Annotated in this window: 25 protein-coding genes; 24 read left to right on the forward strand and 1 reads right to left on the reverse strand. The window is 31.7% G+C overall.

All coding sequences use genetic code 4. The annotated features are described in order from the left end of the window. Window positions 1–61 precede the first annotated feature (61 nt). Genes gatC through cdaM form a run of 9 tightly spaced genes read left to right on the forward strand, consistent with a single transcriptional unit; the run spans window position 62 to window position 9,817 of the window. Window positions 62–1,495 carry an Asp-tRNA(Asn)/Glu-tRNA(Gln) amidotransferase subunit GatC gene (gene gatC, locus MG_RS00540; protein ID WP_009885655.1) on the forward strand — a complete coding sequence of 478 codons (1,434 nt, stop codon included), beginning with the start codon at window positions 62–64 and terminating at the stop codon, window positions 1,493–1,495. Window positions 1,496–1,497: 2 nt separating this feature from the next. Beyond that, window positions 1,498–2,931 carry an Asp-tRNA(Asn)/Glu-tRNA(Gln) amidotransferase subunit GatA gene (gene gatA, locus MG_RS00545; protein ID WP_010869331.1) on the forward strand — a complete coding sequence of 478 codons (1,434 nt, stop codon included), beginning with the start codon at window positions 1,498–1,500 and terminating at the stop codon, window positions 2,929–2,931. Beyond that, entirely contained in the window at window positions 2,924–4,357 is a 1,434-nt protein-coding gene (gatB, locus tag MG_RS00550) for an Asp-tRNA(Asn)/Glu-tRNA(Gln) amidotransferase subunit GatB (RefSeq protein WP_009885658.1), read from the forward strand. The genes gatA and gatB overlap by 8 nt, the downstream gene beginning before the upstream one ends. Next, on the forward strand, window positions 4,332–5,000 hold the full coding sequence (locus MG_RS00555; RefSeq protein ID WP_009885659.1) for a helix-turn-helix domain-containing protein: 669 nt from the start codon (window positions 4,332–4,334) through the stop codon (window positions 4,998–5,000). The genes gatB and MG_RS00555 overlap by 26 nt, the downstream gene beginning before the upstream one ends. Then, window positions 4,993–5,940: a thioredoxin-disulfide reductase gene (trxB, locus tag MG_RS00560; protein WP_009885660.1), complete on the forward strand. Its 948-nt coding sequence runs from the start codon at window positions 4,993–4,995 to the stop codon at window positions 5,938–5,940. The genes MG_RS00555 and trxB overlap by 8 nt, the downstream gene beginning before the upstream one ends. Next, window positions 5,930–6,772 carry a DNA-binding protein WhiA gene (gene whiA / locus MG_RS00565; protein WP_010869332.1) on the forward strand — a complete coding sequence of 281 codons (843 nt, stop codon included), beginning with the start codon at window positions 5,930–5,932 and terminating at the stop codon, window positions 6,770–6,772. Before trxB ends, whiA begins: the two co-directional genes overlap by 11 nt. 21 nt (window positions 6,773–6,793) lie before the next feature. Beyond that, window positions 6,794–7,027: a preprotein translocase subunit SecG gene (gene secG / locus MG_RS00570; protein ID WP_010869333.1), complete on the forward strand. Its 234-nt coding sequence runs from the start codon at window positions 6,794–6,796 to the stop codon at window positions 7,025–7,027. Window positions 7,028–7,029: 2 nt separating this feature from the next. Next, on the forward strand, window positions 7,030–9,207 hold the full coding sequence (gene rnr / locus MG_RS00575) for a ribonuclease R (protein WP_009885662.1): 2,178 nt from the start codon (window positions 7,030–7,032) through the stop codon (window positions 9,205–9,207). Window positions 9,208–9,214: 7 nt separating this feature from the next. Beyond that, window positions 9,215–9,817 carry a diadenylate cyclase CdaM gene (cdaM, locus tag MG_RS00580; RefSeq protein WP_009885663.1) on the forward strand — a complete coding sequence of 201 codons (603 nt, stop codon included), beginning with the start codon at window positions 9,215–9,217 and terminating at the stop codon, window positions 9,815–9,817. Here the strand turns inward: cdaM and def are convergent. Continuing rightward, on the reverse strand, window positions 9,792–10,442 hold the full coding sequence (def, locus tag MG_RS00585; protein ID WP_234943745.1) for a peptide deformylase: 651 nt from the start codon (window positions 10,440–10,442) through the stop codon (window positions 9,792–9,794). The genes cdaM and def overlap by 26 nt on opposite strands. On the opposite strand from def, the gene gmk reads away from it, so the two are divergent. Genes gmk through MG_RS00660 form a run of 15 tightly spaced genes read left to right on the forward strand, consistent with a single transcriptional unit; the run spans window position 10,330 to window position 24,804 of the window. Continuing rightward, window positions 10,330–10,983, forward strand: a complete 654-nt coding sequence (gene gmk, locus MG_RS00590; protein WP_408634320.1) for a guanylate kinase — start codon at window positions 10,330–10,332, stop codon at window positions 10,981–10,983. The genes def and gmk overlap by 113 nt on opposite strands. After that, window positions 10,983–11,765: a PP2C family protein-serine/threonine phosphatase gene (locus tag MG_RS00595; RefSeq protein ID WP_010869334.1), complete on the forward strand. Its 783-nt coding sequence runs from the start codon at window positions 10,983–10,985 to the stop codon at window positions 11,763–11,765. The genes gmk and MG_RS00595 overlap by 1 nt, the downstream gene beginning before the upstream one ends. Then, a complete protein-coding gene (locus MG_RS00600) occupies window positions 11,750–12,913 on the forward strand; it encodes a serine/threonine-protein kinase (RefSeq protein WP_009885667.1) in 1,164 nt (387 codons plus the stop codon). The genes MG_RS00595 and MG_RS00600 overlap by 16 nt, the downstream gene beginning before the upstream one ends. Further along, window positions 12,900–13,736: a ribosome small subunit-dependent GTPase A gene (gene rsgA / locus MG_RS00605; RefSeq protein ID WP_010869335.1), complete on the forward strand. Its 837-nt coding sequence runs from the start codon at window positions 12,900–12,902 to the stop codon at window positions 13,734–13,736. The genes MG_RS00600 and rsgA overlap by 14 nt, the downstream gene beginning before the upstream one ends. 20 nt (window positions 13,737–13,756) lie before the next feature. Then, window positions 13,757–15,052: a glucose-6-phosphate isomerase gene (locus MG_RS00610; protein WP_010869336.1), complete on the forward strand. Its 1,296-nt coding sequence runs from the start codon at window positions 13,757–13,759 to the stop codon at window positions 15,050–15,052. Then, window positions 15,042–15,671 carry a ribulose-phosphate 3-epimerase gene (locus tag MG_RS00615; RefSeq protein WP_009885669.1) on the forward strand — a complete coding sequence of 210 codons (630 nt, stop codon included), beginning with the start codon at window positions 15,042–15,044 and terminating at the stop codon, window positions 15,669–15,671. The genes MG_RS00610 and MG_RS00615 overlap by 11 nt, the downstream gene beginning before the upstream one ends. A 13-nt stretch (window positions 15,672–15,684) precedes the next feature. Beyond that, on the forward strand, window positions 15,685–17,055 hold the full coding sequence (gene asnS / locus MG_RS00620) for an asparagine--tRNA ligase (RefSeq protein WP_009885670.1): 1,371 nt from the start codon (window positions 15,685–15,687) through the stop codon (window positions 17,053–17,055). Then, the gene (gene pgsA, locus MG_RS00625) at window positions 17,012–17,701 is read left to right on the forward strand and encodes a CDP-diacylglycerol--glycerol-3-phosphate 3-phosphatidyltransferase (protein WP_193328795.1); all 690 of its coding nucleotides are present in this window, start codon (window positions 17,012–17,014) and stop codon (window positions 17,699–17,701) included. The genes asnS and pgsA overlap by 44 nt, the downstream gene beginning before the upstream one ends. 24 nt (window positions 17,702–17,725) lie before the next feature. Next, entirely contained in the window at window positions 17,726–18,199 is a 474-nt protein-coding gene (locus tag MG_RS00630) for a CinA family protein (protein WP_009885673.1), read from the forward strand. Between the two features lie 8 nt (window positions 18,200–18,207). Next, window positions 18,208–18,963 (forward strand): glycosyltransferase family protein, encoded by a 756-nt coding sequence (locus MG_RS00635; protein WP_010869338.1) that lies wholly within the window; start codon window positions 18,208–18,210, stop codon window positions 18,961–18,963. Further along, complete coding sequence (locus tag MG_RS00640; RefSeq protein ID WP_010869339.1) at window positions 18,956–19,600, forward strand: MPN256 family protein; 645 nt, start codon at window positions 18,956–18,958, stop codon at window positions 19,598–19,600. Before MG_RS00635 ends, MG_RS00640 begins: the two co-directional genes overlap by 8 nt. Then, window positions 19,581–20,603: a UDP-glucose 4-epimerase GalE gene (galE, locus tag MG_RS00645; protein ID WP_010869340.1), complete on the forward strand. Its 1,023-nt coding sequence runs from the start codon at window positions 19,581–19,583 to the stop codon at window positions 20,601–20,603. Before MG_RS00640 ends, galE begins: the two co-directional genes overlap by 20 nt. A 14-nt stretch (window positions 20,604–20,617) precedes the next feature. Beyond that, on the forward strand, window positions 20,618–22,312 hold the full coding sequence (locus tag MG_RS00650) for an ABC transporter ATP-binding protein (protein WP_009885675.1): 1,695 nt from the start codon (window positions 20,618–20,620) through the stop codon (window positions 22,310–22,312). 6 nt (window positions 22,313–22,318) lie between these two features. After that, window positions 22,319–23,881, forward strand: a complete 1,563-nt coding sequence (locus tag MG_RS00655) for an ABC transporter permease (RefSeq protein ID WP_010869341.1) — start codon at window positions 22,319–22,321, stop codon at window positions 23,879–23,881. A 2-nt stretch (window positions 23,882–23,883) separates the two neighbouring features. Further along, window positions 23,884–24,804 carry an ABC transporter permease gene (locus MG_RS00660; protein WP_009885677.1) on the forward strand — a complete coding sequence of 307 codons (921 nt, stop codon included), beginning with the start codon at window positions 23,884–23,886 and terminating at the stop codon, window positions 24,802–24,804. The last annotated feature ends 11 nt before the right edge of the window (window positions 24,805–24,815 follow it).

Raw genomic sequence — 24,815 nt, forward strand, 5'->3', positions numbered from 1 at the left:
AGAAAAACAACAACCTTGTAAAATTATTTAACTAAGTGATTATTACTTAATTGCACTTTAGATGGGAGAGATTAAAAATACTGCACCAACAAGCGATATTTCCACTTCAGGATTTATCTATTTTGCAGTTGTTTTTCTAATCATTATAGTCTATCTTTTTTTTAAAAACATTCTCTTTTTGTTCTTCTTTAAAAGATATCCTAAAAACACACCTAAAATTGGGGTTAGCAATATTACTACTATTGCTATGATTATTGCTGTTGCTGTATCTGTTGTTTTGGTCTTAATGGCTTTAGCAGGGGGGTTAACAGCAGCGCTGTTCCGTGGTTATCCTGGGTTCCGTGTTACCTTAGAGTTAATTCTAGTGAAGATTTCAGGACTTTTATTTGGTCCTATAATTGGTATTTTTTCAGCAGCTACCATTGACTTTTTAACTGTTATTTTTTCAGGTGGGGTGTTTAATATTGGTTATGTTTTAGGAGCAATCCTAACGGGAATGATTGCTGGAATTTTACGTGAAGTTTTAATTTCAACTTCTTTTTTAAATAACAAAACTTTAAGTGATTTTGCCTATCTTGTTTTATCAGTGGGGATGGTATTTGCCAGTTTTTTAGTAACCCAGTTTTTTGTTATCTCAGTTACCCAAAACTTATCAGCATTTCAAAGTAATGATCAAATTGTTTTACGTTTTAACGCCTCACCTTTAAATTTCAGTATCTCATTGCAAAGATATGTTCAAATTATTTTCTATTTTGCGATGGTTGTAATCATCACAATGGTAGTACTTTACTTTGTTTGAATAATCAAGCAAAAGCACTTTAACTATGCTTATTCCAAGTTTTTCTTTCGTAGATATAAACATGCTAATCACCAATTTACCTTATTTGTGTTAACAAAAGAAAACTGGTTTTATCTAATTCTGAATGTAATTACATTAGCAACCACCAGTTTGCTAATGATTAACATTGCATTTATTCCTATCTTTGATACCCAAACAACTGGACAAACTTATGATTTTTGATTATTAGTTAGATTATTGTTTGCTCCTTTGATCTTCTTACTTGATATTATTGTTATCTATCCAATCTTGTTATTGTTAACCCCAATCATGTTAAAAGGGTTTAAAACAGTAGCATCAGAAACCCAAACAAAAGGAATCAAAAAGAGTTTTTCAGATATGCAAAGCTTAATTATGCCCAATGTTATTAGTCACAAAAAACAGCAGTTAATTAGAAAAGAGATGCAACAGTTAGCAAAAACAATCAGAATTGATTTATCAGACAAAGAAGTGGATGCACTTGTTGAAGAGTTTAAAGAGATCACAAAGAGTTTTAATAAGGTAACTAAAATTGATACCACTAATGTTCAACCGATGTACGCTCCATTTGAATTTAGTCCAACCCCACTAAGAAAAGATAAACCAGTAGTTGATAAACACGCTAAGCAACTACTTAATAACTGTTGTGAAGTTAAAACAGGTTTTGTAAAGGTATAGTTGTGCGATCAAATATTTTAAGTCTCAGGGCGATACTTGATAAAAAACCTAGTGCCATTAACGATGTTTTAACATCAATTAATGCAAAGATAGAACTGAATAAATCAAGTAATTTTTTATTGAAAAATACTGTTGAAATTTATTCAAAAAAAATTAATAAAAGTGATGAAAAGATTCTGCTAAATAACATCCCTTATGTTTTGAAAGATAACATCGCTACTAAAGATATTGTCACCACTGGTGGTTCTTTGTTTTTAAAAAACTATCTTCCCCCTTTTTCAGCAACTGTGTTTGAACTGTTAGAAATGAATGGCGCGTTGCTTGTTGGTAAAGCTAATATGGATGAATTTGGCTTAGGTGGAACAGGTAGTTATTCTGCTTTTGGTGTTGTTCATCACCCTGAAAATTCCAGTTTAATTGCAGGTGGTTCTTCCTCAGGTTCAGCTTACGCAGTTGCTAAAGACATTGTTCCTTTTTCCATTGCAACTGACACTGGTGATTCGATTAGAAGACCTGCTAGTATCTGTAATGTTGTTGGCTTTAAACCAACTTATGGTTTGATATCACGTAATGGGGTATTTCCATATGCCCCAAGTATGGACCATGTGGGGATATTTGCTAAGTTTGTTAGTGATATTGCCATTGTTAGTGATGTTGTTATTAAACATGATAAAACTGATTTTTCTTCCCAAAAATCACCTGATGAAAACCAGTTTTTCAATGAGTTGGCCATTCCCTTTACAAGATCAATTCGCTTCGGTTATTTAAAACCACTAGAAAAACTGTTTAACAAACACCTCCAAAAAAAATGAAATAATCTCAAAAAAACCTTAGAACAAAAAAACTACCAGTTGATTCCACTTGATTTTGATGTGGAACTTCTCAAAGTAATTGATTCTATTTACAAAATAATTAGTTATAGCGAAGCAGTTAGTTGTTATAGTAATTTAACTGGCATTGTCTTTGGTCAAAAGGTGTTTGAACCTAATTCACCAAGTAATTTTGATCAAACTATTACCAGAAACAGAGATCAGTTTTTAGGTAAACAACTAAAAAGAAGATTTGTAATAGGGGCATTTGCAACTGATGAGAAGAATTTTGAAAAGTACTTTGAAAAAGCTCAGAAAATAAGAAGAGTCTTAGTGGATAACTTTCTGAATCTCTTTAGTGATGTTGATTTTGTATTATCACCAAGCGCTTCTTGTTTTGCTAGTACCATTGAAGATATTCAAGCTAATAAGCCATATACAAACATTATTGATGACTTTTTACAATTAGCTAATTTTGCTGGTAGCCCTTCTATAACTATCCCTTGGTTAGTTCAAACAAAAGACCAAACAATTGGTTTAAGTATTAGTGCTAACTGTTTTGAAGATAAAAAACTCTTACAAATTGCTTATTGATTTGAACAACTTTTTGATTTAAACCATGATTAATTTTGAAGCGATTATTGGAATTGAAGTCCATGTAGTTTTAAATACTGCTAGCAAGATGTTTTCAAAAGCACCTAACCGCGTTGATAATCAAAAAATCAATCATTTTATTGACCCAATAGATTTAGGTTTACCAGGCACTTTGCCTCAAGTTAATGAGTTAGCAGTTTACAAGGCATTATTATTAGCTGATGCATTAAAAATGAAGACAGTAACAAATAAACTTGTTTTTGATCGAAAGCACTATTTTTATCAGGACTTACCTAAGGGTTTTCAAATCACCCAACAAAATTATCCTTTTGCTAAAAATGGTGTAGTTACCATTAATGTTGATGCTATTGAAAAACCAATTTATATTGACCGGTTTCATTTGGAGGAAGATACTGCCAAACAACACTTTAACCATGACCAAATTCTGCTTGATTTTAATAGGTGTGGTGCACCTTTAATTGAAGTTGTTACTCTTCCTGTTATCAACACTGCAAAAGAAGCGAAAGCCTACCTACAGAAGTTGAGACAAATTCTGATTGTTAACAATATCTCCAATGCCAAATTGGAAGATGGTTCAATGCGGAGCGATTGCAATGTTTCAGTACGTTTAAAAGGTCAAAGGCAACTAGGAACTAAAATTGAAATTAAAAACATCAACTCACTTAATAATGTTGAAAAAGCGATTGATCTTGAGATTAACCGCCAAGTTAAAGCACTTATTAATGGTGAAACCTTGAGTCAAGCAACTTTAAGCTTTGATGATAAAACCAACAACAATGTTTTTATGAGAAAAAAAGACAATACGATTGACTATAGGTACTTTATTGAACCTAACATCATGACTAGTAATATTGATGATTTATTATTAGAAAAACCTGTTGCTTTTCAGTTAGAACAGTTTCAAAAAGAACTAATTGATAGTAATGTCAATCCTCAATTAGTCCAATTAGTAGTTGATGATGCAACTATCTTTAGTGCTTTTCAAACTATTAATAGTGTGATTAAAAACCCCCAAGAAACCATCAGGTGGTTATGTATTGAACTAATAGGTCAACTCAATAAAACCAACAGTTCATTAACAGCTAATTTAATTCAAGATCTAATTACCCTAATTGAAATGCTAAAAGCAGCAAAGGTTAACCAAAAACAAGCTAAGCAGTTAATTACTTTAATGATTGAAACTAAAAAAGATCCAAAATCGCTAGCTAAGCTCCATAATTTAGAGCAAATTACTGATCCAAAAGAGTTACAAAAGATCATTAAAAAAATCTTTCAGGAAAATGAAAAAGAGATCCTGAAAAACATTGATAGAATTGAACGGATTCAAAAGTTAATTATTGGTCAAGTTATGCATAAGACCAATAATCGAGCAAACCCCCAACAAGTTTTTATAATTGTTGAAAATATGCTTCATGAAGTTCGGGAAAGAGATAGCTAAAAAAAATCAAATTATTTATCGCTATATAATCCTTAAAATTCAAAGCTTTGAATGACCTGCTAACACCCGTATCTTCTCAGAACGCCAACTAGAAATCCGTTTCAACTCCTCACGGAGTCAAATTCGCTCTGTTCTCGCTACGCTTTTAAACAAAAATATAATCCGCTACACTAAAAATACCCCTGGTTATTTTGTGTGTAAAGATGTAGGCTTTAGTTTTTTTCATAAAACCCAGGATAATCTGAAGGTGAAATATGCTAAACTTTCAACTTTGATTAAAAAGCTGTTATCACAGGATGATGCTAGTGTTTTTGCCAATATTGACAGTACTGTGCACCTTGATAAATTTAAGGGAATTGAAGCTAAGTTTTTTGATGAGAATAAAAAACACTTTTTAAACGTTTGTTTTTTTGCTAAAGATGATATTTTAAACATCCTTGATGAAAACAACCTCCAGCAACAGTTCTTCAGGGAGTTTGCTTACAATGGGATTGCTATTGAAAAACGTCATTGTGTTACCTCTGTTGACAAGGAAAGTGGGTGCTTGGTGATGTATGACATGTATTATGATGACAATGATAATTTTGTAGTTGCTAGCAAAAGTAACTTCCTTAACCCTGAATTGAAAGTAATCAATGCTTAAAGTGAATGCTGATTTTTTAACTAAAGATCAAGTTATCTATGATTTAGTGATAGTAGGTGCTGGCCCTGCTGGGATTGCTAGTGCCATTTATGGTAAACGTGCTAACTTAAATTTAGCAATTATTGAAGGAAACACTCCAGGAGGGAAGATAGTAAAAACTAACATTGTGGAAAACTATCCTGGTTTTAAAACCATAACTGGTCCTGAATTAGGTCTTGAGATGTACAACCACTTGTTAGCATTTGAACCAGTTGTTTTTTATAACAACTTAATCAAAATTGATCATCTTAACGATACATTCATCTTGTATTTAGATAACAAAACGACAGTTTTTAGCAAAACTGTTATCTATGCAACAGGGATGGAAGAGAGAAAACTTGGCATTGAAAAGGAAGATTATTTTTATGGTAAAGGGATTAGTTATTGTGCTATTTGTGATGCGGCTCTTTACAAAGGTAAAACAGTTGGTGTTGTAGGAGGAGGTAATTCTGCAATACAGGAAGCAATTTATCTTTCAAGTATTGCTAAAACAGTTCACCTTATTCACAGACGTGAAGTGTTTAGAAGTGATGCATTACTAGTTGAAAAATTAAAAAAAATTAGTAATGTAGTTTTTCATTTAAATGCTACTGTAAAACAGTTAATAGGTCAAGAAAAGCTCCAAACTGTTAAATTGGCAAGCACAGTTGATAAATCAGAAAGTGAAATTGCAATTGATTGTCTCTTTCCTTACATAGGCTTTGAAAGTAATAACAAGCCAGTTTTAGATCTTAAGCTTAATTTAGATCAAAATGGTTTTATTTTAGGAGATGAAAATATGCAAACTAACATTAAGGGTTTTTATGTTGCTGGGGATTGTAGAAGTAAATCATTCCGGCAAATTGCCACTGCAATTAGTGATGGGGTAACAGCTGTTTTAAAGGTTAGGGATGACATTTAGTACACAGATTAAAGCTGAACTGGTCCAAAACAAATTAATTGATAAACACTGAAATGTCTTTTTAGCAGGTTTTTTTCAAAACAACTTAAAGCTACTTTACAACCGTAACTGAAGTTTTAAAGTGCAATCTGAAGCATTAAAGGAACAATTTGTTCAAAATCTTAAGTTTGACTTTAAGACAAAAGCTAGTAAGAAATACTTTCTTTTTGAGTTTAATGCAGATATTAACGTAATTAACACTCTTTTAAAACTTGATGTGACAACTAGTGAATTGGTAGTTAAACAAGTTTATCTCATTGCTGCTTTTTTAAGTGGAGGTAGTGTTAGTGATTTAATAAACTCCAATAACTTTCACTTGCAAATCAGTTCCAACAATGAGTTTCAAATTCAACAACTTTTAAAATTGTTTAGTTTTTTTAAAAAAACAGTTAAACAAAACCAGTTAGTTGTTTATCTTAAAAGTTATGAAAAGATCTGTAATTTTTTAAAACTGATTCAAGCCTTTGATGGTTATCTTGCTTTTGAAAATAAGCAACTAGAGAAAAGTTTTACTTTAAACCAGTTAAGAAAAAGTAATTTGGAAGTTGCTAACTTAATGAAGACAATCAGATCTAATAATCAAACTAATCAACTCCAACTAAAATCATTTATTAAAAGTAGTAGTTTTGCAAAAAGACCGCTTAATTTTCAGCGTTATTGCTTAATTAAAAGTGATCATCCTGATTGATCTTTAGAACAGATAGCAAACTTTTTTTTCACAAAATATAACATAAAGATTAGCCGCAGTGGAATCCAACATTTTAGTGTTAATCTAAAAAAACTATGCCAGTAGTTTAAAATTAGTTCACAAGCAATGCATCCAATCCAAATAGTAATGTTCATTATGGCTGTTATCTGTTTAATTATTGGACTTTTGCTTTCTAACCATGGTTCTACTGGAGGATTAGCTTCTCTATCAGGTCAGGACTTGGAGATCTTTCGTAAAACCAAAGATAGGGGTTTTGTAAAGATCTTACAGATTATCATGTTTATCTTAGTAGTTTTATTTTTAATTCTTGGGTTGATATTTAGTTTTGCACCAAGATAACAATGAAGGTTTTAACTGAACTCCAAAAGCAGATATTTACCATTGTCAAAAAGGAAAATGGTAAACCTATTCCCCCTGGAATAGTGGTAAGAATGATGGAAAATAGTCCTAATTTTCCAGGTAAACATCTCATCTATCGGGCCATTGATGATCTGCTTGATTGAGCCATCTTAAGGAAAGCTGGTGGGGTTACAAACCAGCTATTAGTTAACTATGAACCTGCTGAGCCTTTACTTGATAAAAAACTACAAGGGATTTTAACCTTAGGAAATAAGAATAGTGGTTTTATCCGCTCTTTGGATGATGATAAAACTGTGTATTATGTCCATTACTCTAATTTAACTGGAGCTTTAGATGGGGATCTTGTGGAGTTTTGTAAATTAGATAAACCCCAATTTGGTGATAAGTTTGATGCTGCAGTTATTACTATTCTAAAAAGAGCAAGAATCTTGTATGCAGGTAATTTTTTAGTAGATCAAAATGAGTTTGCCTTGGAATACAAAATTGTTGCTGATAACCCTAGATTTTATTTAACTATGATTGTAAATCCTGATTCTATCCCAAATAACTTAGCATCTAACACCAAGATAGCTTTTCAAATTGATGAGTATGATCCTGATAACAACTTATGTAAGGTTTCTGTACAACAAGTTTTGGGTAACAATGATGATCCGCTAATTAATATAAAAGCAATCATGTTGGACAATTCCATTGTCTTTGAAACTAACGATGTAGTTGAACAGCATGCTAACAAGTTAAGTTTTGATACTGAAGAACAACATAAAGCTTACCGTCAGGATTTAACTGATTTAGCTTTTGTGACTGTTGATCCTACAACATCAAAAGACCTTGATGATGCTATTTATGTCAAAACAATACCAACAGGTTTTGTGCTTTATGTAGCTATTGCTGATGTTGCACACTATGTTAATAGAAATAGTGAAATAGACATTGAAGCAAAACACAAAACAAGCTCAATCTATCTACCTGGTCATTATGTTGTGCCCATGCTACCTGAGCAATTGTCAAATCAGCTCTGTTCTTTAAATCCAGCACAAAAACGTTATGTTGTTGTTTGTGAGATTAGTTTTGATAATCAGGGAAGGATTAAAACAAACAAGCTTTACCCAGCAACAATTATTTCCAAAAATCGTTTTAGCTATGATCAGGTTAACAAGTGGTTAAATAATAAATCAGAATTAAACTGTGATGAAACAGTTATCAACAGCTTAAAAGCAGCTTTTACACTAAGTGATCTAATTCAAGCGCAACGTCAAAAACGCGGTACAATTGATCTTTCACACAAAGAAACTGAGATAGTTGTTGATGAACATTATTTTCCCATTAAGATAAATTTTTTGGTTCACGATAAAGCTGAAACCATGATTGAAAATCTCATGGTAGTGGCCAATGAGACAGTTGCTTGGGTGTTAACTAACAACAAAATTGCTTTACCATACAGAGTTCACCCAAGACCAAGCAAAAAGAAGTTACAAAGTTTGATTGAAACAGTTGGTGAGTTGAACATAACTAAACCCCAATTTAACTTAGATACTGTCACTTCAAGCCAAATAGCTAGCTGATTAAATGAAAACAAAGATAATCCTAGTTATGAGATCTTTGTAATCCTCTTATTAAGAACACTAGGCAAAGCTTTTTATAGTGTTAATCCCCTGATGCACTTCAGCATTGGTTCTAACCACTATACCCACTTTACTTCACCGATTAGAAGGTATATAGATCTAACCATTCACAGGTTGTTGTGAATGCATCTTTTTACTCCCGATCAATTCACTGATAATGAAAGAGATCAACTCAAACAAGAGTTGGAAAAAATTGCTGATACAGTTAATGATACAGAGATTAAAATTATCAATTGTGAAAGAAATGCCAATGATTATCTAACAACGCTGTTATTATCAAAACAAATTGGCAAAACCTTCAGCGGATTTATTTCAGCAATTACTAGCTTTGGAATTTTTATGAGAATGGATGAAAATAACTTTGATGGGTTAATCAAAATTACAACTATCCCTGATGATTTCTTTATTTTTGAAAAGGAAAAAATGGTATTGAAAGGAAGAAAAACTAATAAGGTTTATAAAATTGGCGATCGTTTGGAAGCTAAACTAAGTGAGATTGATTTCATCCAAAAACGTGCTATTTTAACACTCATATAATTAGCCAATGGTTGTTAATATCCTGCTTTTTATTACCCTTATTTTTTTACTTTTACTGTTTGTTTTTTTAATTGCTTTTGCATTTCTAAACAAACGGGTTAGAAATTATGTTGTACGTACTTGAACTAGTGTTTTCAGTAAGTCCAAACAAAACCTTGATAAAAAGAACTTTTTTGACAATTTAACTTCAACTTTATTAAGACTTTCAGTTGATAAAATTGGGGCTATTATTGCCATTGAAAAACGTGATTCACTTGATCCTTATATCAACATTGGTTATCGGGTTAGTTCTGATTTTTCCCCTGAACTGTTAGTTACTATTTTTTACAACAAATCATCTCCTTTACATGATGGAGCGGTGATTGTTAGAGATTACAAAATTATTAGTGTCTCTTCTTACTTTCCAATGACAAGACAATTAATTGATGTTTCATATGGTTCAAGACACAGAAGTGCCTTGGGATTAAGTGAAAAGTCTGATGCAGTTGTTTTTATTGTTAGTGAAACAACTGGTAAAATATCAGTTGCTTTAAAAGGGGTTATTAAAACCTTGTCTTCCAACTCAGATAGGTTGCAAGATGAAATTATCCATTACTTGTCTTCAAAGTAGGATTAATCACTTTTCATTCTGGTTTTTTAAACCATGGATTCAAAGGGTTAATTCTTTGGTAAAAAAAGCGTCCCTGTAAGTGATCAAATTCATGCTGTAAACACATTCCAAATAGTCCAGTTGCTTTAATGGTAATCTCTTTTTTTTCAAACCAATCATAACCTTTAATAGTGATCCATTCACTACGAATTACATAACCTTTGTGCTGCTTTTTAACACTTAAACACCCCTCACCACTTTCTAAAAATGCTTTATTTTCACTTTGATCAATAATTTTAGGATTGATCAGTAGGCACTTTTTTTCTTTGTTTAAATCATTGAGGTGGATGTAAAACAGTTGTTTTCAATAGCCAATCTGGTTAGCAGCTATCCCAATTCCTGGAATAATGTCATATTCTTGTGCTTTACCATCATATGAAGCATCAACATATGCAATCATCTTTTTAATACAGGTTTCAATTTGCTCATCTATTGGAAAATTAACAGCTTCAGTTGGCTTGTTAATCAAAGCATTATCATCAAAAACAAGCCAAGTTTTAGTTGGTTGAAAAGTCATTGATAAAAACAGTAAAGTTAAAATTATTCTAACAATTGAAGTGAACAATCAGGGGAGAATTTTTGTCATTACTGGTCCTAGCGGTGTTGGCAAAAGCACCCTTGTTAAAGCCTTATTAGATCATTTCAAAGAACAACTGTTCTACAGTATCTCTGCAACTACAAGAAAAAAGCGCATTAGTGAAAAAGAGGGAATTGATTATTTTTTTAAAGATAAAGATGAGTTTGAAAACTTAATAAAACAAGATGCTTTCATTGAATGGGCTTGCTATAATAACCATTATTATGGAACGCTCAAGTCTCAAGCTGAACAAGCAATTAAAAGCGGAATTAATTTAATGCTTGAAATTGAGTATCAAGGTGCTTTACAGGTTAAAAGTAAATATCCTCATAACGTTGTTTTAATTTTCATTAAACCACCTTCAATGCAAGAGTTGTTAAAACGTTTAAAAAAGCGTAATGATGAAGATGAAACCACAATTAAAAAACGTTTAGAACAAGCTAAGATAGAGTTTCAACAGATTGATAATTTTAAGTATGTTGTCACTAACAAAGAGTTTGATAAAACCCTTAATGAGTTGAAATCAATCTTACTATCTGAGTTTATTTAATGCAAGCTGCTAATGATCATTTCTTTACCGGTTTATCAAAAAAAGGTCCTGTAAGAAAGGAAAATCAGGACTTTTATGGATTTAGTTTTAATCAAAATAACCTACTAATAGTTGTTTGTGATGGTCTTGGTGGTTATAAGGGTGGCAAGATTGCTAGTAACTTAGTAGGTAAACTCTTTCTTAGTTTATTTGAAGGTTTTGAATTTAACCAGTGAGATGAAACTACAGTTAAAAAGTGGTTTGAAAATACTTTAATACAAGCACGCTTTCAACTAGAAAATTGTTTTCAAACAGTTTATGAAGCACAAATCCAGTTTGCTAGGATGGCTAGCACCTTGGTCTTGGGAATTTTAACTAAAAGTGATATTTATATCTTTTGAATTGGTGATTCCAGAGCTTACTTATTATTTGAAAACCAAGCTAAGTTAGTTACTAAGGATCACAATCTTTATAACCAGTTAGTTGCTATGAATGCTGATGAGAAATTACTTTTAAGTTATTCTAATCAACTTTTAGCATTAACAAATACTATTTCCAAAGAAACAAAAAGACCATTAGTTTATGGTTTTTATAACACAAAAATTGAACAACAAGAATTTTTATTATTGTGTTCTGATGGACTTTATAACTTTGTTGAAAAAGAGCTTTTTTTTGAAATTATCACTAATTCTAAAAACCTAAAACAAGCAGTGTTTAATCTTTATAGAAAAAGTATTGAAAATGCAAGTAATGATAATATTACTGCTGCCCTTGTTAATCTGCAAAAATGGAAGCAATCTTAAAGATAGGTGATATTGTTGAAAATAAGTATCAAATTGAAAAGCTTTTAAATAGGGGTGGGATGGATTCCTATCTTTTTTTAGCAAAAAATTTGAACTTAAAAAACTATGGACCAGTTCAAAAAAAACAGTATGGACACTTAGTTTTAAAGGTGGTTCAAAAAAATCCTAAGATTAATGAAAATAATTGGAAAAAGTTCCTTGATGAAATGGTAACCACAACTAGAGTGCACCATTCTAACCTAGTGAAAAGTTTTGATGTGGTGAACCCTTTTTTGAAAATAGTTCGTGGTAATAAAACAATTGCTCTCAATCAGATAGTGATGATTGCAATGGAGTATGTTGATGGCCCTTCTTTAAGACAATTGCTTAACAGAAAAGGCTACTTTAGTGTTAGCGAAGTAGTTTATTACTTTACAAAGATAGTAAAAGCCATTGATTATCTCCACAGTTTCAAGCACCAAATTATCCACCGTGATCTTAAACCTGAAAACATCTTATTTACTAGTGATTTAACTGATATTAAACTATTAGATTTTGGCATTGCTTCAACAGTAGTTAAAGTTGCTGAAAAAACCGAAGTTTTAACTGATGAAAATTCACTGTTTGGCACAGTTAGTTATATGATTCCTGATGTTTTGGAAAGCACAGTTAATAAAGCTGGTAAAAAGGTTAGAAAACCACCCAATGCCCAGTATGATATCTACTCGTTAGGAATTATTCTATTTGAGATGTTAGTTGGTAGAGTTCCATTTAACAAGTCAATTAACCCCAACAAGGAAAGAGAAACAATCCAAAAAGCACGCAATTTTGACTTACCTTTAATGCAAGCAACTAGAAGTGATATCCCAAATAGCTTAGAAAATATTGCTTTTCGTTGTACTGCTGTGAAAAGAGAAAACAATAAGTGACTTTACAGTTCCACAAAAGAACTTTTAGAAGATTTGGCGAATTGAGAAAATGAACAAGCGATGATTAAACCTGCTAATGAAAGGGTTTTAGAAGGGCAGGTGGAAATTAGAGAAATGATGCTTGAAAAGCCCTTAGCTTGGTATTTCAAAACTTGAGCCTTATCAATCTTTACTATCGTTTTTATAGGGTTAATTATTGCTGCAATAGTTCTTTTATTAATTTTTAATGCCAGATTCTAACTTTGGGATAGTGCTTCAGTCATTAGCAAAACAATGCAAAGTATTTTGGAATAACCAGATAATAACTGCTTTTCCTCAAAAGAAGTTACAGTGAAAAAATGATTTTAAGTTGATGGTTGGTGATAGGGTTCAACTTGAAGATGGTGCGATCACTAAAGTTTTAGCTAGAAAAAATGAACTTACAAGACCAAGGGTTGCTAATGTTGATCAGATTGTTTTAATCCAATCACTAGTTCAACCTAAGATTAACTGAATTCAACTGTTGAAATTATTGGTATATTTCAATGCTAAATTAATTGATGAAATACCTATTTTAATAACAAAAACAGACCTTGATTTTGATCCAATGGAAAAACAAAAGTTAATCGATTTAAAACAGTTTAACTATCAGTTATTTTTTGTTTCTAAAAATGAACCACTACCTTCAGAATTAATCGATATTTTTAGTAAAAAACTAAGTGTTTTTACAGGTCAATCTGGTGTTGGTAAATCTAGCTTAATTAATCGTTTAGATCCTTCTTTAAAACAAAAGATTCAAGCCTTATCAGTTAATAAATTTGGTAAGAATACCACTACTAAAACAACACTTTTTTCATTTAGAGGCGGTTTTATTTGTGACACCCCTGGTTTTAATGTAATTTCTATTAAAAACCTCAAAATTTTAGCAGCCCAACACTTTGTTGGTTTTCAGAAAATGATTAGTAAGTGTCATTTTTCTAACTGTTATCATCAGTATGAAAAAGATTGCTTTGTAACCACAAGTGTTATGAAAAACAGATATCCTTCGTGATTGTATGAGAAGTATAGAAAAATGATTAATTAAAATCAACTGCAAAAGTGTTTATGAGTGATAAATTATTAACAATTGACTTAAGTCATGTTTATGGATTTGATAAAGAAATTATTTTTAAGAAATACCAAAAAAAAGTAGATCAAATTCACCAAGATTTTCTAGCTCATAAACTTGCTGATGGTCACATGACTGGGTGGTATGACCAACCTGATCAAAACCACCAATTCCTTTTAAAAACCATTAATCAAATTGACAAAAAGTTTAAAAGTTTAAAAGTAACTGACATTGTTTATGTTGGTATTGGTGGTTCTTTTACTGGTATTAAAACAGTTTTAGATTTCTTAAAACCAAAACAAAGAACAGGATTAAAAATCCACTTTGTCCCTGACCTTTCTGCTTTTCAAGCTGCAAGTGTTATTAAGGAAATTAAAAATAAATCATGGGCTCTAATTACCACTTCTAAGTCTGGTAGAACCCTAGAACCAGCACTGAATTTCCGCATTTTTAGAAACTTATTAAACAAGCGTTATGGCAACAAACACTACCAAAGAGTAGTTGTTATTACTGATGAAAAAAAGGGATTACTAACCAAAATGGCATCAAATCATGGTTACCAAAAGTTAGTTATTGATTCAAATATCGGTGGGCGTTTTTCAACTCTATCTCCTGCTGGTTTGTTACTAGCCAAACTTTTTGGTCATGATCCTAAGGCCATCTTAAAAGGAACATTACAAGCCAAAAAGGATTTGCAAACAACTTCACTTGAAAACAATTCTGCATACCTTTATGCAGTAGTTAGACATTGACTATACACCACAAAAAAATTCAAAATTGAAGTTTGCATTGCTTATCACAGTTTGTATGAATATTTGTTATTACAGCATCGACAACTTTTTGGTGAATCAGAAGGTAAGAACGATAAATCTTTATTTCCTACTTTTTCGATTTTTACTGTTGACTTACACTCAATGGGACAACTCTATCAAGAAGGGGAAAAAGTGTTTTTTGAAACAGTAATTGATGTTAAAAATCCACTTGTTAATATTAATTTACCTCCATCTGATTTTGACAATGATGATGAACTTGATTTCTTGTTAGATAAAAGCTTAAATGAGATTTCAGATGTTGCAATTGATTCAGTTATTAAAGCGCACTACCAAGCAAATGTAAGCATTATTAAATTAACTTTAAAAGAACAATCTGCATTTATGTTTGGTTATTTTTACTTTTGACTCTCTGTTGCTACAGTGATGAGTGGATCATTATTAGGGCATAATGTCTTTAATCAACCTGGCGTTGAAGTTTATAAAAAGTTAATGTTTGAAAAACTAAGAAGTGGCCACTAAGGTTGTTTTTTCACTCTTACCACTTTTAAATAGGTTTGACAAGTCACTTTTAGAAAGTTACTTTCAAGATGGATTGAGGTTAATCCATTATGATGTGATGGACCAATTTGTTCATAATACTGCTTTTAAAGGTGAATATTTGGATGAATTGAAAACAATAGGTTTTGATGTTAATGTCCATTTAATGGTGGAACAGATCATCCCTCAAATAAATTTTTATCTTTCACAACCTAATGTGAAAAGGATTTCGTTTCATGTTGAACCATTTAGTTTTGCAAAGATTAAAGAACTAATCCAACTAGTTAAAGAAAATGGTAAAGAAGTTGGTCTTGCTTTTAAATTTACAACCAATTTACAACTATACCAACCATTTTTTACAACCATCGACTTTATCACTTTAATGAGTGTTCCTCCTGGTAAAGGTGGTCAAGCTTTTAACGAAGCTGTTTTTACAAATTTAAAGATTGCTAACCATTACAACTTGAAAATTGAGATTGATGGTGGGATTAAAGTTAATAACATTGATCAAATTAAAGCCTTTGTTGATTTCATTGTAATGGGAAGTGGCTTTATAAAATTAGAGCAGTGGCAACGTCAAAAATTGTTGCAAACAATCTAATTAAACTTTATTGATGAAATCAGTTACAGTCAAGCAGTTACTACAAACCCCACGAAAATTTAATAACAAGCAGATTAAACTATCAGGTTGGGTTAAAAATAAACGTGCTAGTGCTAACATCATCTTTCTAGCAATTAGTGATGGCTCTAGTATTAATACCCTACAAGCAGTAGTAAAACAAGAAGATAACCCCCAGGTTTTCTCACTGTTACAAACTGTTAATTTAGCAAGTGCTGTTATGGTTTGAGGGGAAATTATCTTAACCCCAAAAGCTAAACAACCACTGGAGTTGAAATTAAAGCAGGTGAGTTTATTAGCACAAGCAGAGTCTGATTATCCACTGCAAAAAAAAGAACATAGTCAAGAGTTTTTTAGAAGTAATGCGCATCTAAGAGTAAGAGCAAAAACTTACTTTGCAGTGATGAAAATAAGGAGTGTTTTGTCACACGCAATCTTTGAATACTTCTTTAAAAATGATTTTATCTTAGTGCAAAGCCCTATTTTAACTAGTAATGATTGTGAGGGAGCGGGGGAAACATTTGTAATTAAAGATAGTGAAACTTTTTTTAATAAAACGACTTTTTTAACAGTAAGTGGCCAGTTTGGAGCAGAAGCTTTTGCGCAAGCATTTAAAAAGGTTTTCACCTTTGGTCCTACTTTCAGAGCTGAAAAATCCCATACTAATCGTCATCTTAGTGAGTTTTGGATGATCGAACCTGAAATTGCATTTGCTAACTTAAAAGATTTAATGCAGTTAATACAAAACCTAATTAAATTCTTAATTAAAAAAGTGATGGAAAATGCTAGTGATGAACTAAATGTTTTAGCAAAGCAATTTAGCAATGACATTATTAGCAACTTAAAGACAATCATTAGTACTAAAAAATTTCCAATCATTGAATACAGCAAAGCATTAGCGATTCTAAAGGAATCTAGTGATACAAAAAAAACTAATTTTGAACTAAACGACTTTAGTTTTGGTATTGACTTAAAAACAGAACATGAACGCTTTTTGTGCGAACAATATTTTCAAAATCAACCGCTTTTTGTTATTAACTATCCAAAGGAGTTAAAGGCATTTTACATGAAAACAAATACTGACAATAAAACTGTTGCTGCAGTTGATCTTTTATTACCAAAGATTGGTGAGATTTGTGGGGGAAGTGAAAGGGAAAGTGATTTAAACCAACTTAAGAATAGGTGTCAATCTTTAAACATTGACACAAAAAGTTTGAACTGATATCTTGATATGAGGAAATGGGGTTATTTTGCTAGTGCAGGTTTTGGTTTGGGCTTTGATAGATTATTAGCTTATATATGTGGATTGGAAAACATCAGAGATGCTATTCCCTTTCCCCGTGTACATGGCACCATTAACTTCTAAATTCGCTGCTTATAAAAAAAAGATTGCAAACTGGTTAACAGTTTACAGAATTTTTATTGCTTTACCTACTATTATTTTTATTGCTTTAGATAATCAACTAGGAGTTTTAGCTAACTTTTCTGTTGGTGCAATTAGCATTAGTTTACAGATCAGTTTATTGATTGGAGGATTTTTGTTTTTAACTGCAGTTATATCAGATTATTTAGATGGATATTTAGCAAGAAAATGGCTAGCAGTTTCTAACTTTGGTAAATTATGAGACCCCATTGCTGATAAAGTGATTATCAATGGTGTTCTTATTGCACTAGCGATTAATGGATATTTTCACTTTAGCTTATTAATTGTTTTTATAGTCCGTGATCTTGTGTTGGATGGAATGCGGATTTATGCTTATGAGAAAAAGGTGGTTATTGCTGCTAACTGACTTGGAAAATGAAAAACTATCATGCAGATGGTTGGTATTGTTTTTAGTTGTTTTGTTTGGAGTTTTAAACAAAGTGAAATAGCTTCTTTGAATAGTGGACTGTTCTTTTGATTACTAACTCAACTGCCATATTATTTAGCAGCAGTTTTTTCAATTTGGTCTTTCATTGTTTATAACATCCAAATATATCAGCAACTAAAGGCTTATAACTCCAAGTTATAATCCTTATTAGGCATTGGAATAACTTTGTTTGCCAATTTAATAGCAGAAAAACTCCAAAAGTTACAACTTAGTGTTGCAACAGCTGAATCAGTTACTGGTGGCTTATTAGCTCATTGTTTAACTTCCATTGATGGTGCTTCTAACTATTTTAATGGCGGTGTTATTGCTTACAATAACCAAGTTAAGATTAACTTACTGAATGTTCAATCCTCCACAATTGCAAACCATGGGGCAGTTTCCAGTTTCTGTGCTAGGGAGATGGCAGTTGGGGTTAAACAAAAGTTTCAAGCTGATGTGGGTATTGCTTGCAGTGGGATAGCAGGTAGTAAAGCAGTTGAAAATAAAGCAATAGGATTACTTTTTTTCTGTATTATTATAGGAAATAAGGCTTATGATTTTGAGTTTGAAATGAACCAAAATAATCGTAAGGATAACATTGAATTATTTACCAATAAGATCTTGGAATCTTTCCACTATTTGTTAACAAAGCTAGCTTAATCTAAGTTATGAAACGTACTTTAAATATAGGTATTGTTTTGTGTGAAAATTTTCTTTCAGACCAACAAAATGCTGTTGATAGTTACACCCAAGTTTATGAAGATGTTAGGATGTTTGAATTTGGGTTAAAACTCTTTCAATCATTACCTTTTAACATCCAAGAAACCCTTATATTTTGTAATGCTGAACAACATAAAATAGTTGATAAAGCTGCTAAAAAATACAAAAACACTACTGTGTTTTTTTCACGTGATACTGATGTAGCTAATGTTTATGAAGCTAAGGTATTTATCCAAGAAAAATACAAATTAACCCAAGATTACAAAAAAAGAGGTGTTAGCTCTTATTATGACAGCTGTTGCTTTATCTTAATTGAAGCGAATCGTCCATTAACTGCAATAAAGACAGTTAAAAGTGTTTATGAAAAAGCACTGATAGAAAAAGCAGCTATTGCAGTATTACCATATAATGGTACACTAATGAATGGTAACAATGATGTTGTCTTTAGCCACTTGCAAGATAAAAATAGGTTTAACTATTGAAAACAAAGCAAGGCTTATGAAGTACAATACCCCCAAGCATATACTTTAAATAAACTTAATCAGTTTTCAAAACAGCAATTTCTAAGGGCTAGAAGTATGTTGGACTTAATGAAGATTTCTAATAAATCACCCTTAAGTATTGTTGATGGTAGTGCTTATGCTTTTAGGGTTGTTACCAACCTTGATTTTGAAATTTTATTAGGTATTTTAAAAAATGGATAAAAATATTTTTCAATTAGTACAAAGTTTTGCTAAAACGCAAAATGTGCGAGCTAATTACACCTCACAAGACAAAAATATTAGTTTAGATTTTGTTAGTTTTGAAACAGTTAGTCAATCACTAACAGGTTTTCTAATTTTTAATAATTTCAATAAATTGTTACAACTAATTGAACTGATAAAACAAAAGCAAACATGATTATATGTAGATCAGCTCTGAATTGTTGATCTTTCCAATAACAAAGCCTTAACTGATGCTACTGTTTGGATTATTAAACAAGAAAAATTGCCTGTTTCAGTTGCGGCTTTTAGCAACCAACAACTCAACCAAGTTTATCGCAATTCATCCACAAGTCCTTTGTATCTTAGTTATGTCAAACCAATCGAAGTTCAACAATTTTTTACACTTTCTCCATCCATTAACAATAATCCTTTTTTAAATCAAAATCCTTTAACTGAATCACCATTTGATAACAATAATCAGCTGTTTCAAGCAACAAAGAGCGTTGAACCTTCAATGGAAACAATGGAATTTTCCCGGTTTATGGATGAATTTGATCAGATTACAAAGAACTTTTCTGATATAGAGCTTGAACCTATGCAATTCACCCAAAGTTTTGATGATTGGAGCAAAGACTAGGGTTGCAATAGTTGGCGGGATTGGTTACATAGGTAGTTGTTTTGCTAGTTTTATCAAAGAACAAAATGATAAGCTAATTGTTACTGTTATTGATAACAACAAAAATAACCATGTAATTAAACTCTTAAAAAAGATTGGAATTGAATTCTATTTTGCTGATTTACTAGATAGACATAAGCTAACTGAAGTAATTGCAGCAATTCAACCTGATGTGGTATTTCACTTTGCTGCTAAAACAAGTGTAAGTGAATCAGTACATAATCCATTGAAGTACTTTGATTGCAATGTAATTGGTACTTTAAACCTAATTAGTGCAATTAGTAACTTACAGAAGCCAATTAAATTATTTTTCGCTTCTAGTGCTGCAGTGTATGGTCAAACAACTAATAGTTACATTAGTGAAGAGATTGTAATAACTGAAACACAAGCAACCAATCCTTATGGATTGAGTAAGTTTTTAGATGAATTAATCTTAAATGCAGTTGCCAAAAATAGTCAACTACAAGTTGTTTGCTTACGCTTTTTTAATGTGGCAGGTGCAATTCTGCCATTTGGTAATTTTAATGGTAATACCACGCTTTTAATTCCTAACTTAGTAAAAGCCTTTTTAAAACAAACTCCCTTTTTTTTATATGGCAATGATTATGCAACTAAGGATGGTAGTTGCATAAGAGATTACATCCATGTTTATGATATATGTAATGCTCATTTCTTATTATGAAAGTGGTTAAATGATCATCGCCAAATTAAATTTGAAACCTTTAACTTGGGGAGTGGGATAGGAACTTCTAATTTAGAAGTTATTGATATTGCTAAAAAAGTGTTTTATCCTAGTAGATTAAATTTAGAAATTAGACCAAAAAGAAGCTGAGATCCAGCAATTTTAGTAGCAAATGTTGCTAAAGCAAAACAAACCTTTCAATTCAAAATAACGCGTAATTTGAAAGATATGATAAGTGATGAGCGTAATTTTTATGAGAATTTTTATAATGACGCTTATTAAGTGGTGTTTAATTAATGGAAAAAGTTGCCTTCAAAATGGAGCATATCTCCAAAAGTTTTGACAATGGCAAAATTAAGGCTAATGTTGATGTTAGCTTAGTTGTTTATGAAAATACTGTCCACACCATTTTGGGGGAGAATGGTGCAGGAAAATCAACCCTGACTTCGATTTTATTTGGTTTATATAAACCTGATAGTGGCAAGATCTTTATTGGTGAAAAGCAAGTAAATTTTAAATCTTCTAAAGATGCAGTAAAACATAAAATCGGAATGGTGCACCAGCACTTTAAGTTAATAGAAAACTACACGGTTTTAGATAACATCATTCTAGGGAATGAAAGTAGGTTTGGGTTTTTACCTTTAATTAATCGTAAAGTAAGTGAAGCAAAGATTAAAACCATCATGGAAAAATATGGAATCTTTGTTGATCTTAAACAAAAAGTTAGTAACTTAACAGTAGGTCAGCAACAACGGGTTGAGATCCTAAAGGTTTTATTTCGTGATAGTAATATCCTTATCTTTGATGAACCCACTGCAGTTTTAAGTGATCTTGAAATTCAAAACTTTCTCAAGATTATTGCTAACTTTAAAAAGCTAGGAAAAACAATTGTTTTAATCTCTCATAAATTAAATGAAATTAAACAAGTTGCTGATACAGCTACTGTCTTAAGACTTGGCAAGGTAGTTGGTAGTTTTGATGTTAAAACAACACCAGTTGATAAGATTGCGCTTTTAATGATGGGCAAAGAGTTAAAACAAACTAAAAACACCACAGATTTTGTTGCTAAAGATGAACCTGTTTTAAAAGTTCAAAACCTGAATTTGTTTCTCAATAAATCTTTAGCATACAAGTTCTTAGTGAGGTGCAATAACATCCATAAAGCCCAACAAATTAAGAAAAATAAACCATTAAAAGACTTATGGATAATTAGTTTTTTAAATAAACTAACCACCAGTAACAAAACCCCTAAATTAGTAAAAGGCTTGATTAATAAGTTAGGACTTTCCTATCAAGAAAATACAGATGAAACCATTAGTTTTGCTATCCATAAGGGAGAAATTTTTGCTATTGCTGGGGTTGAGGGTAATGGTCAAAGTCAGCTTGTTAATTTAATTTGTGGAATTGAAAAAGCTGCTAGTAATAAGTTAATTTTTAACAATATTGATATCTCAAGATGATCAATTAGAAAACGGATTAATGCTGGGATTAGTTTTGTTTTGGAAGATAGACATAAATATGGCTTGATCTTAGATCAAACCGTGAGGTTTAATACGGTTAATAACCAGATTAATAACCGTCCTTTTAGTAGTTGAAACTTTTTAAAACCAATGGAGATTGCTCTTTATAGCAACACTATTATTAAAAAGTTTGATGTTAGGGGCAGTGCTGAGGGTAGTGCTGTTGTAAGAAGACTTTCAGGTGGTAATCAACAGAAACTAATTATTGGTCGAGAAATGACCAAACAAAATGACCTTTTGGTGTTAGCACAAGTAACCAGAGGCCTTGATATTGGTGCTATTGCTTTTATCCATGAAAACATCTTATTAGCTAAAGCTAATAATAAAGCTATCTTATTGGTTTCATATGAACTTGATGAGATCTTAGCACTTGCTGATACAGTGGCTGTTATCAATAAGGGGAGAATAGTTGGTATGGGAAAAAGAGATTTAATGGATCGCCAATCGATAGGTAGATTAATAATGCAATAAAAGACTATGACAATGTGGCAATTTAAAAGTTACTTTAAACACCACCTGGTGTTTTGAAAAGACCGATTTTTACATAGCTCTGAGAAACAAATGCAAAGAAGAAGTATCCTCTCTTCAGTGGTTTTGATAATCCTCTCTTTTCTTATATCGTTTTTACTGATTATTTCAATTCCTGGAGGTAGAGGTGCGAGCTTCTTTGCACTGTTTACTAAGTTATTTTTAGATAACACTAATACTGAAAATTTCTTAAGACAGATTGCTATTTATATCCTAGCTGGATTAGCATTTAGTTTCTGTATGAGTGTTGGTATTTTCAACATTGGTATCTCAGGGCAGATGATGGCTGGAGCCATCTTTGGGTTTTTAATGATTCTCAAGGTGTTTCCAAGTTCATTTCGACCTGGTTTTGGAGGTCAGATTATTACTGTATTATTGATGGTAATAGGTAGTGTTAGTGTGGCAGTTGTTGTTGCAACTTTAAAGATTTTTTTCAAGGTTAATGAAGTTGTAAGTGCAATTATGTTGAACTGAATTGTAGTGCTTATTAGTGCTTATTTAGTAGAGACTTACATTAAAGATAATAGTGGGGGTACAGCCCAATTCTTTTCCTTACCACTCCCTGATGAATTTGCTTTATATAACTTCTCTCCTTTAACAAAAAAGTTTGGTTGATTAGCTTCACTTATTATTGCTTTCATTAGTGTTATTATTGTGGCAGTAGTATTAAAATACACAGTTTTTGGACACAAATTAAAGTCAATTGGCAGTAGTGTATTTGGTTCTCAGGCAATGGGTTTTAATGTTAGAAAATACCAGTTCTTATCGTTTATTATCTCAGGAATTTTATCAGGACTATTAGCAACGGTTGTTTACACTGCATCAACTGAAAAAGTATTGACATTTAACAATGTTGGGGATAGTGCTATTTCAGCAGTACCAGCTACTGGTTTTGATGGGATTGCGATTGGTTTAATTGCTTTAAATAACCCCTTTAGGATTGTTATTGTTTCTGTTCTTATTGCTTTTGTTAACATTGGGGCAAGACCTGCTAATTTAAACCCTAATACTGCTAGTTTAGTTTTAGGAATCATGATGTATTTTGCTGCACTTTATAACCTAATGGTTTACTTTAAACCATGAAGATACCTAGTGAAGCTGAACATTGGAAAGATAAATCTCACCACATATGAAACATATGAAAACAAACTAGCTGCTAACCTAGAGTGACTAAGTTTCCAACGCTTCTTGTCAAAACAGAAAAAAAAGAATGACAAAACTAAATTTAATTGGTTTGATACTAGTTTATTTGAACAATATGCAAAAAACAAACAAGAAATTGTTCAAGAATACCATCACAATTGTGCAACTAATTTAATTGCTTGGTGATTGAATGCAATCCAAAGTGGCAATATTAAACCTTCAACTACTTTTAAGTTGGAATTTGTTAATTTTAAACACCAACAGAAGTTTGTATTAAATTGGTTTAAAAATGAAAGTGAATCACTGCGTGATTTCCAATCACAGTTTGAGAGAATCAATAAGTTAGTGGAAAGGGAGTTTGTTAAGTAACAATGTTAAGTTTAGCACAATTAGAAAGTTGGTTTTTTATCGCTCCAGCACTGCTTTTAGCAGTATTGAGTGGTTATCTCGCTGAACGCGTTGGGATCATTAATATTGCTATTAATGGTGGAATGGTGTTTGGTGGGTTATTTATGGCACTCTTATCGTATGGATTTACAAATAACTTAAATCAATCCGCTCCCTCCTGATCACTATTTATCACCATTCCCTTATCAGTTTTATTTAGTAGTGTTATAGGTTGTTTATTTGCACTAGCAGCAGTTAAGTTAAGAGCAGATCATGTTATTGTGGGAACTGGGATTAACTTGTTGGCTAGCGGAATTACCCTTTTTATTAGTCAGAATGCTGCTAGTTTGTTTTCCGATACTACCTTAAGAGTAAGGTACTTATTTCCCATCCAAACTACTGTTAGTATAGAAGCAATTGGTGTGTTTGTTTTTAGTTTACTTCTGATTGGGTTTGTATGGTACTTGATGAGTTTTACTAAAACTGGGTTGAGATACCGTGCGGTAGGTGAGAATCCTAATGTAATTGATACCCAAGGGATTAGTGTTTACAAATACCAATGGATAGGCGCAATTTGTTCAATGATGGTAGCTGGATTGAGTGGTAGTTTGTTTGTTTTAAGTGTTTCTAACTTTCCCTTTAACAGCGGAGATGTAAATGGCTTGGGTTTTATTGCTATTGCCATTATGATTATCTCAATGTGAAGAATTATCCCTAGCATCTTTATTGGGTTAATCTTTGCATATGCCTATGTTTTTACCAATAGTCAAATAGGATCTAATAGTAATTCCTACTTGTTAAGAACGATCCCTTTCATCATCTCATTACTAGTAATGTTGTTATTTGGTTTTCTTAATGTTGCCCCAAAAAATATAGGTAAACATTTTGACAAGGGTTTAAGATAAACAAAAACCTT

The sequence above is a fragment of the Mycoplasmoides genitalium G37 genome (genome assembly GCF_000027325.1).
In the GTDB taxonomy this organism is placed as follows: Bacteria; Bacillota_I; Bacilli_A; order Mycoplasmatales; family Mycoplasmoidaceae; genus Mycoplasmoides; species Mycoplasmoides genitalium.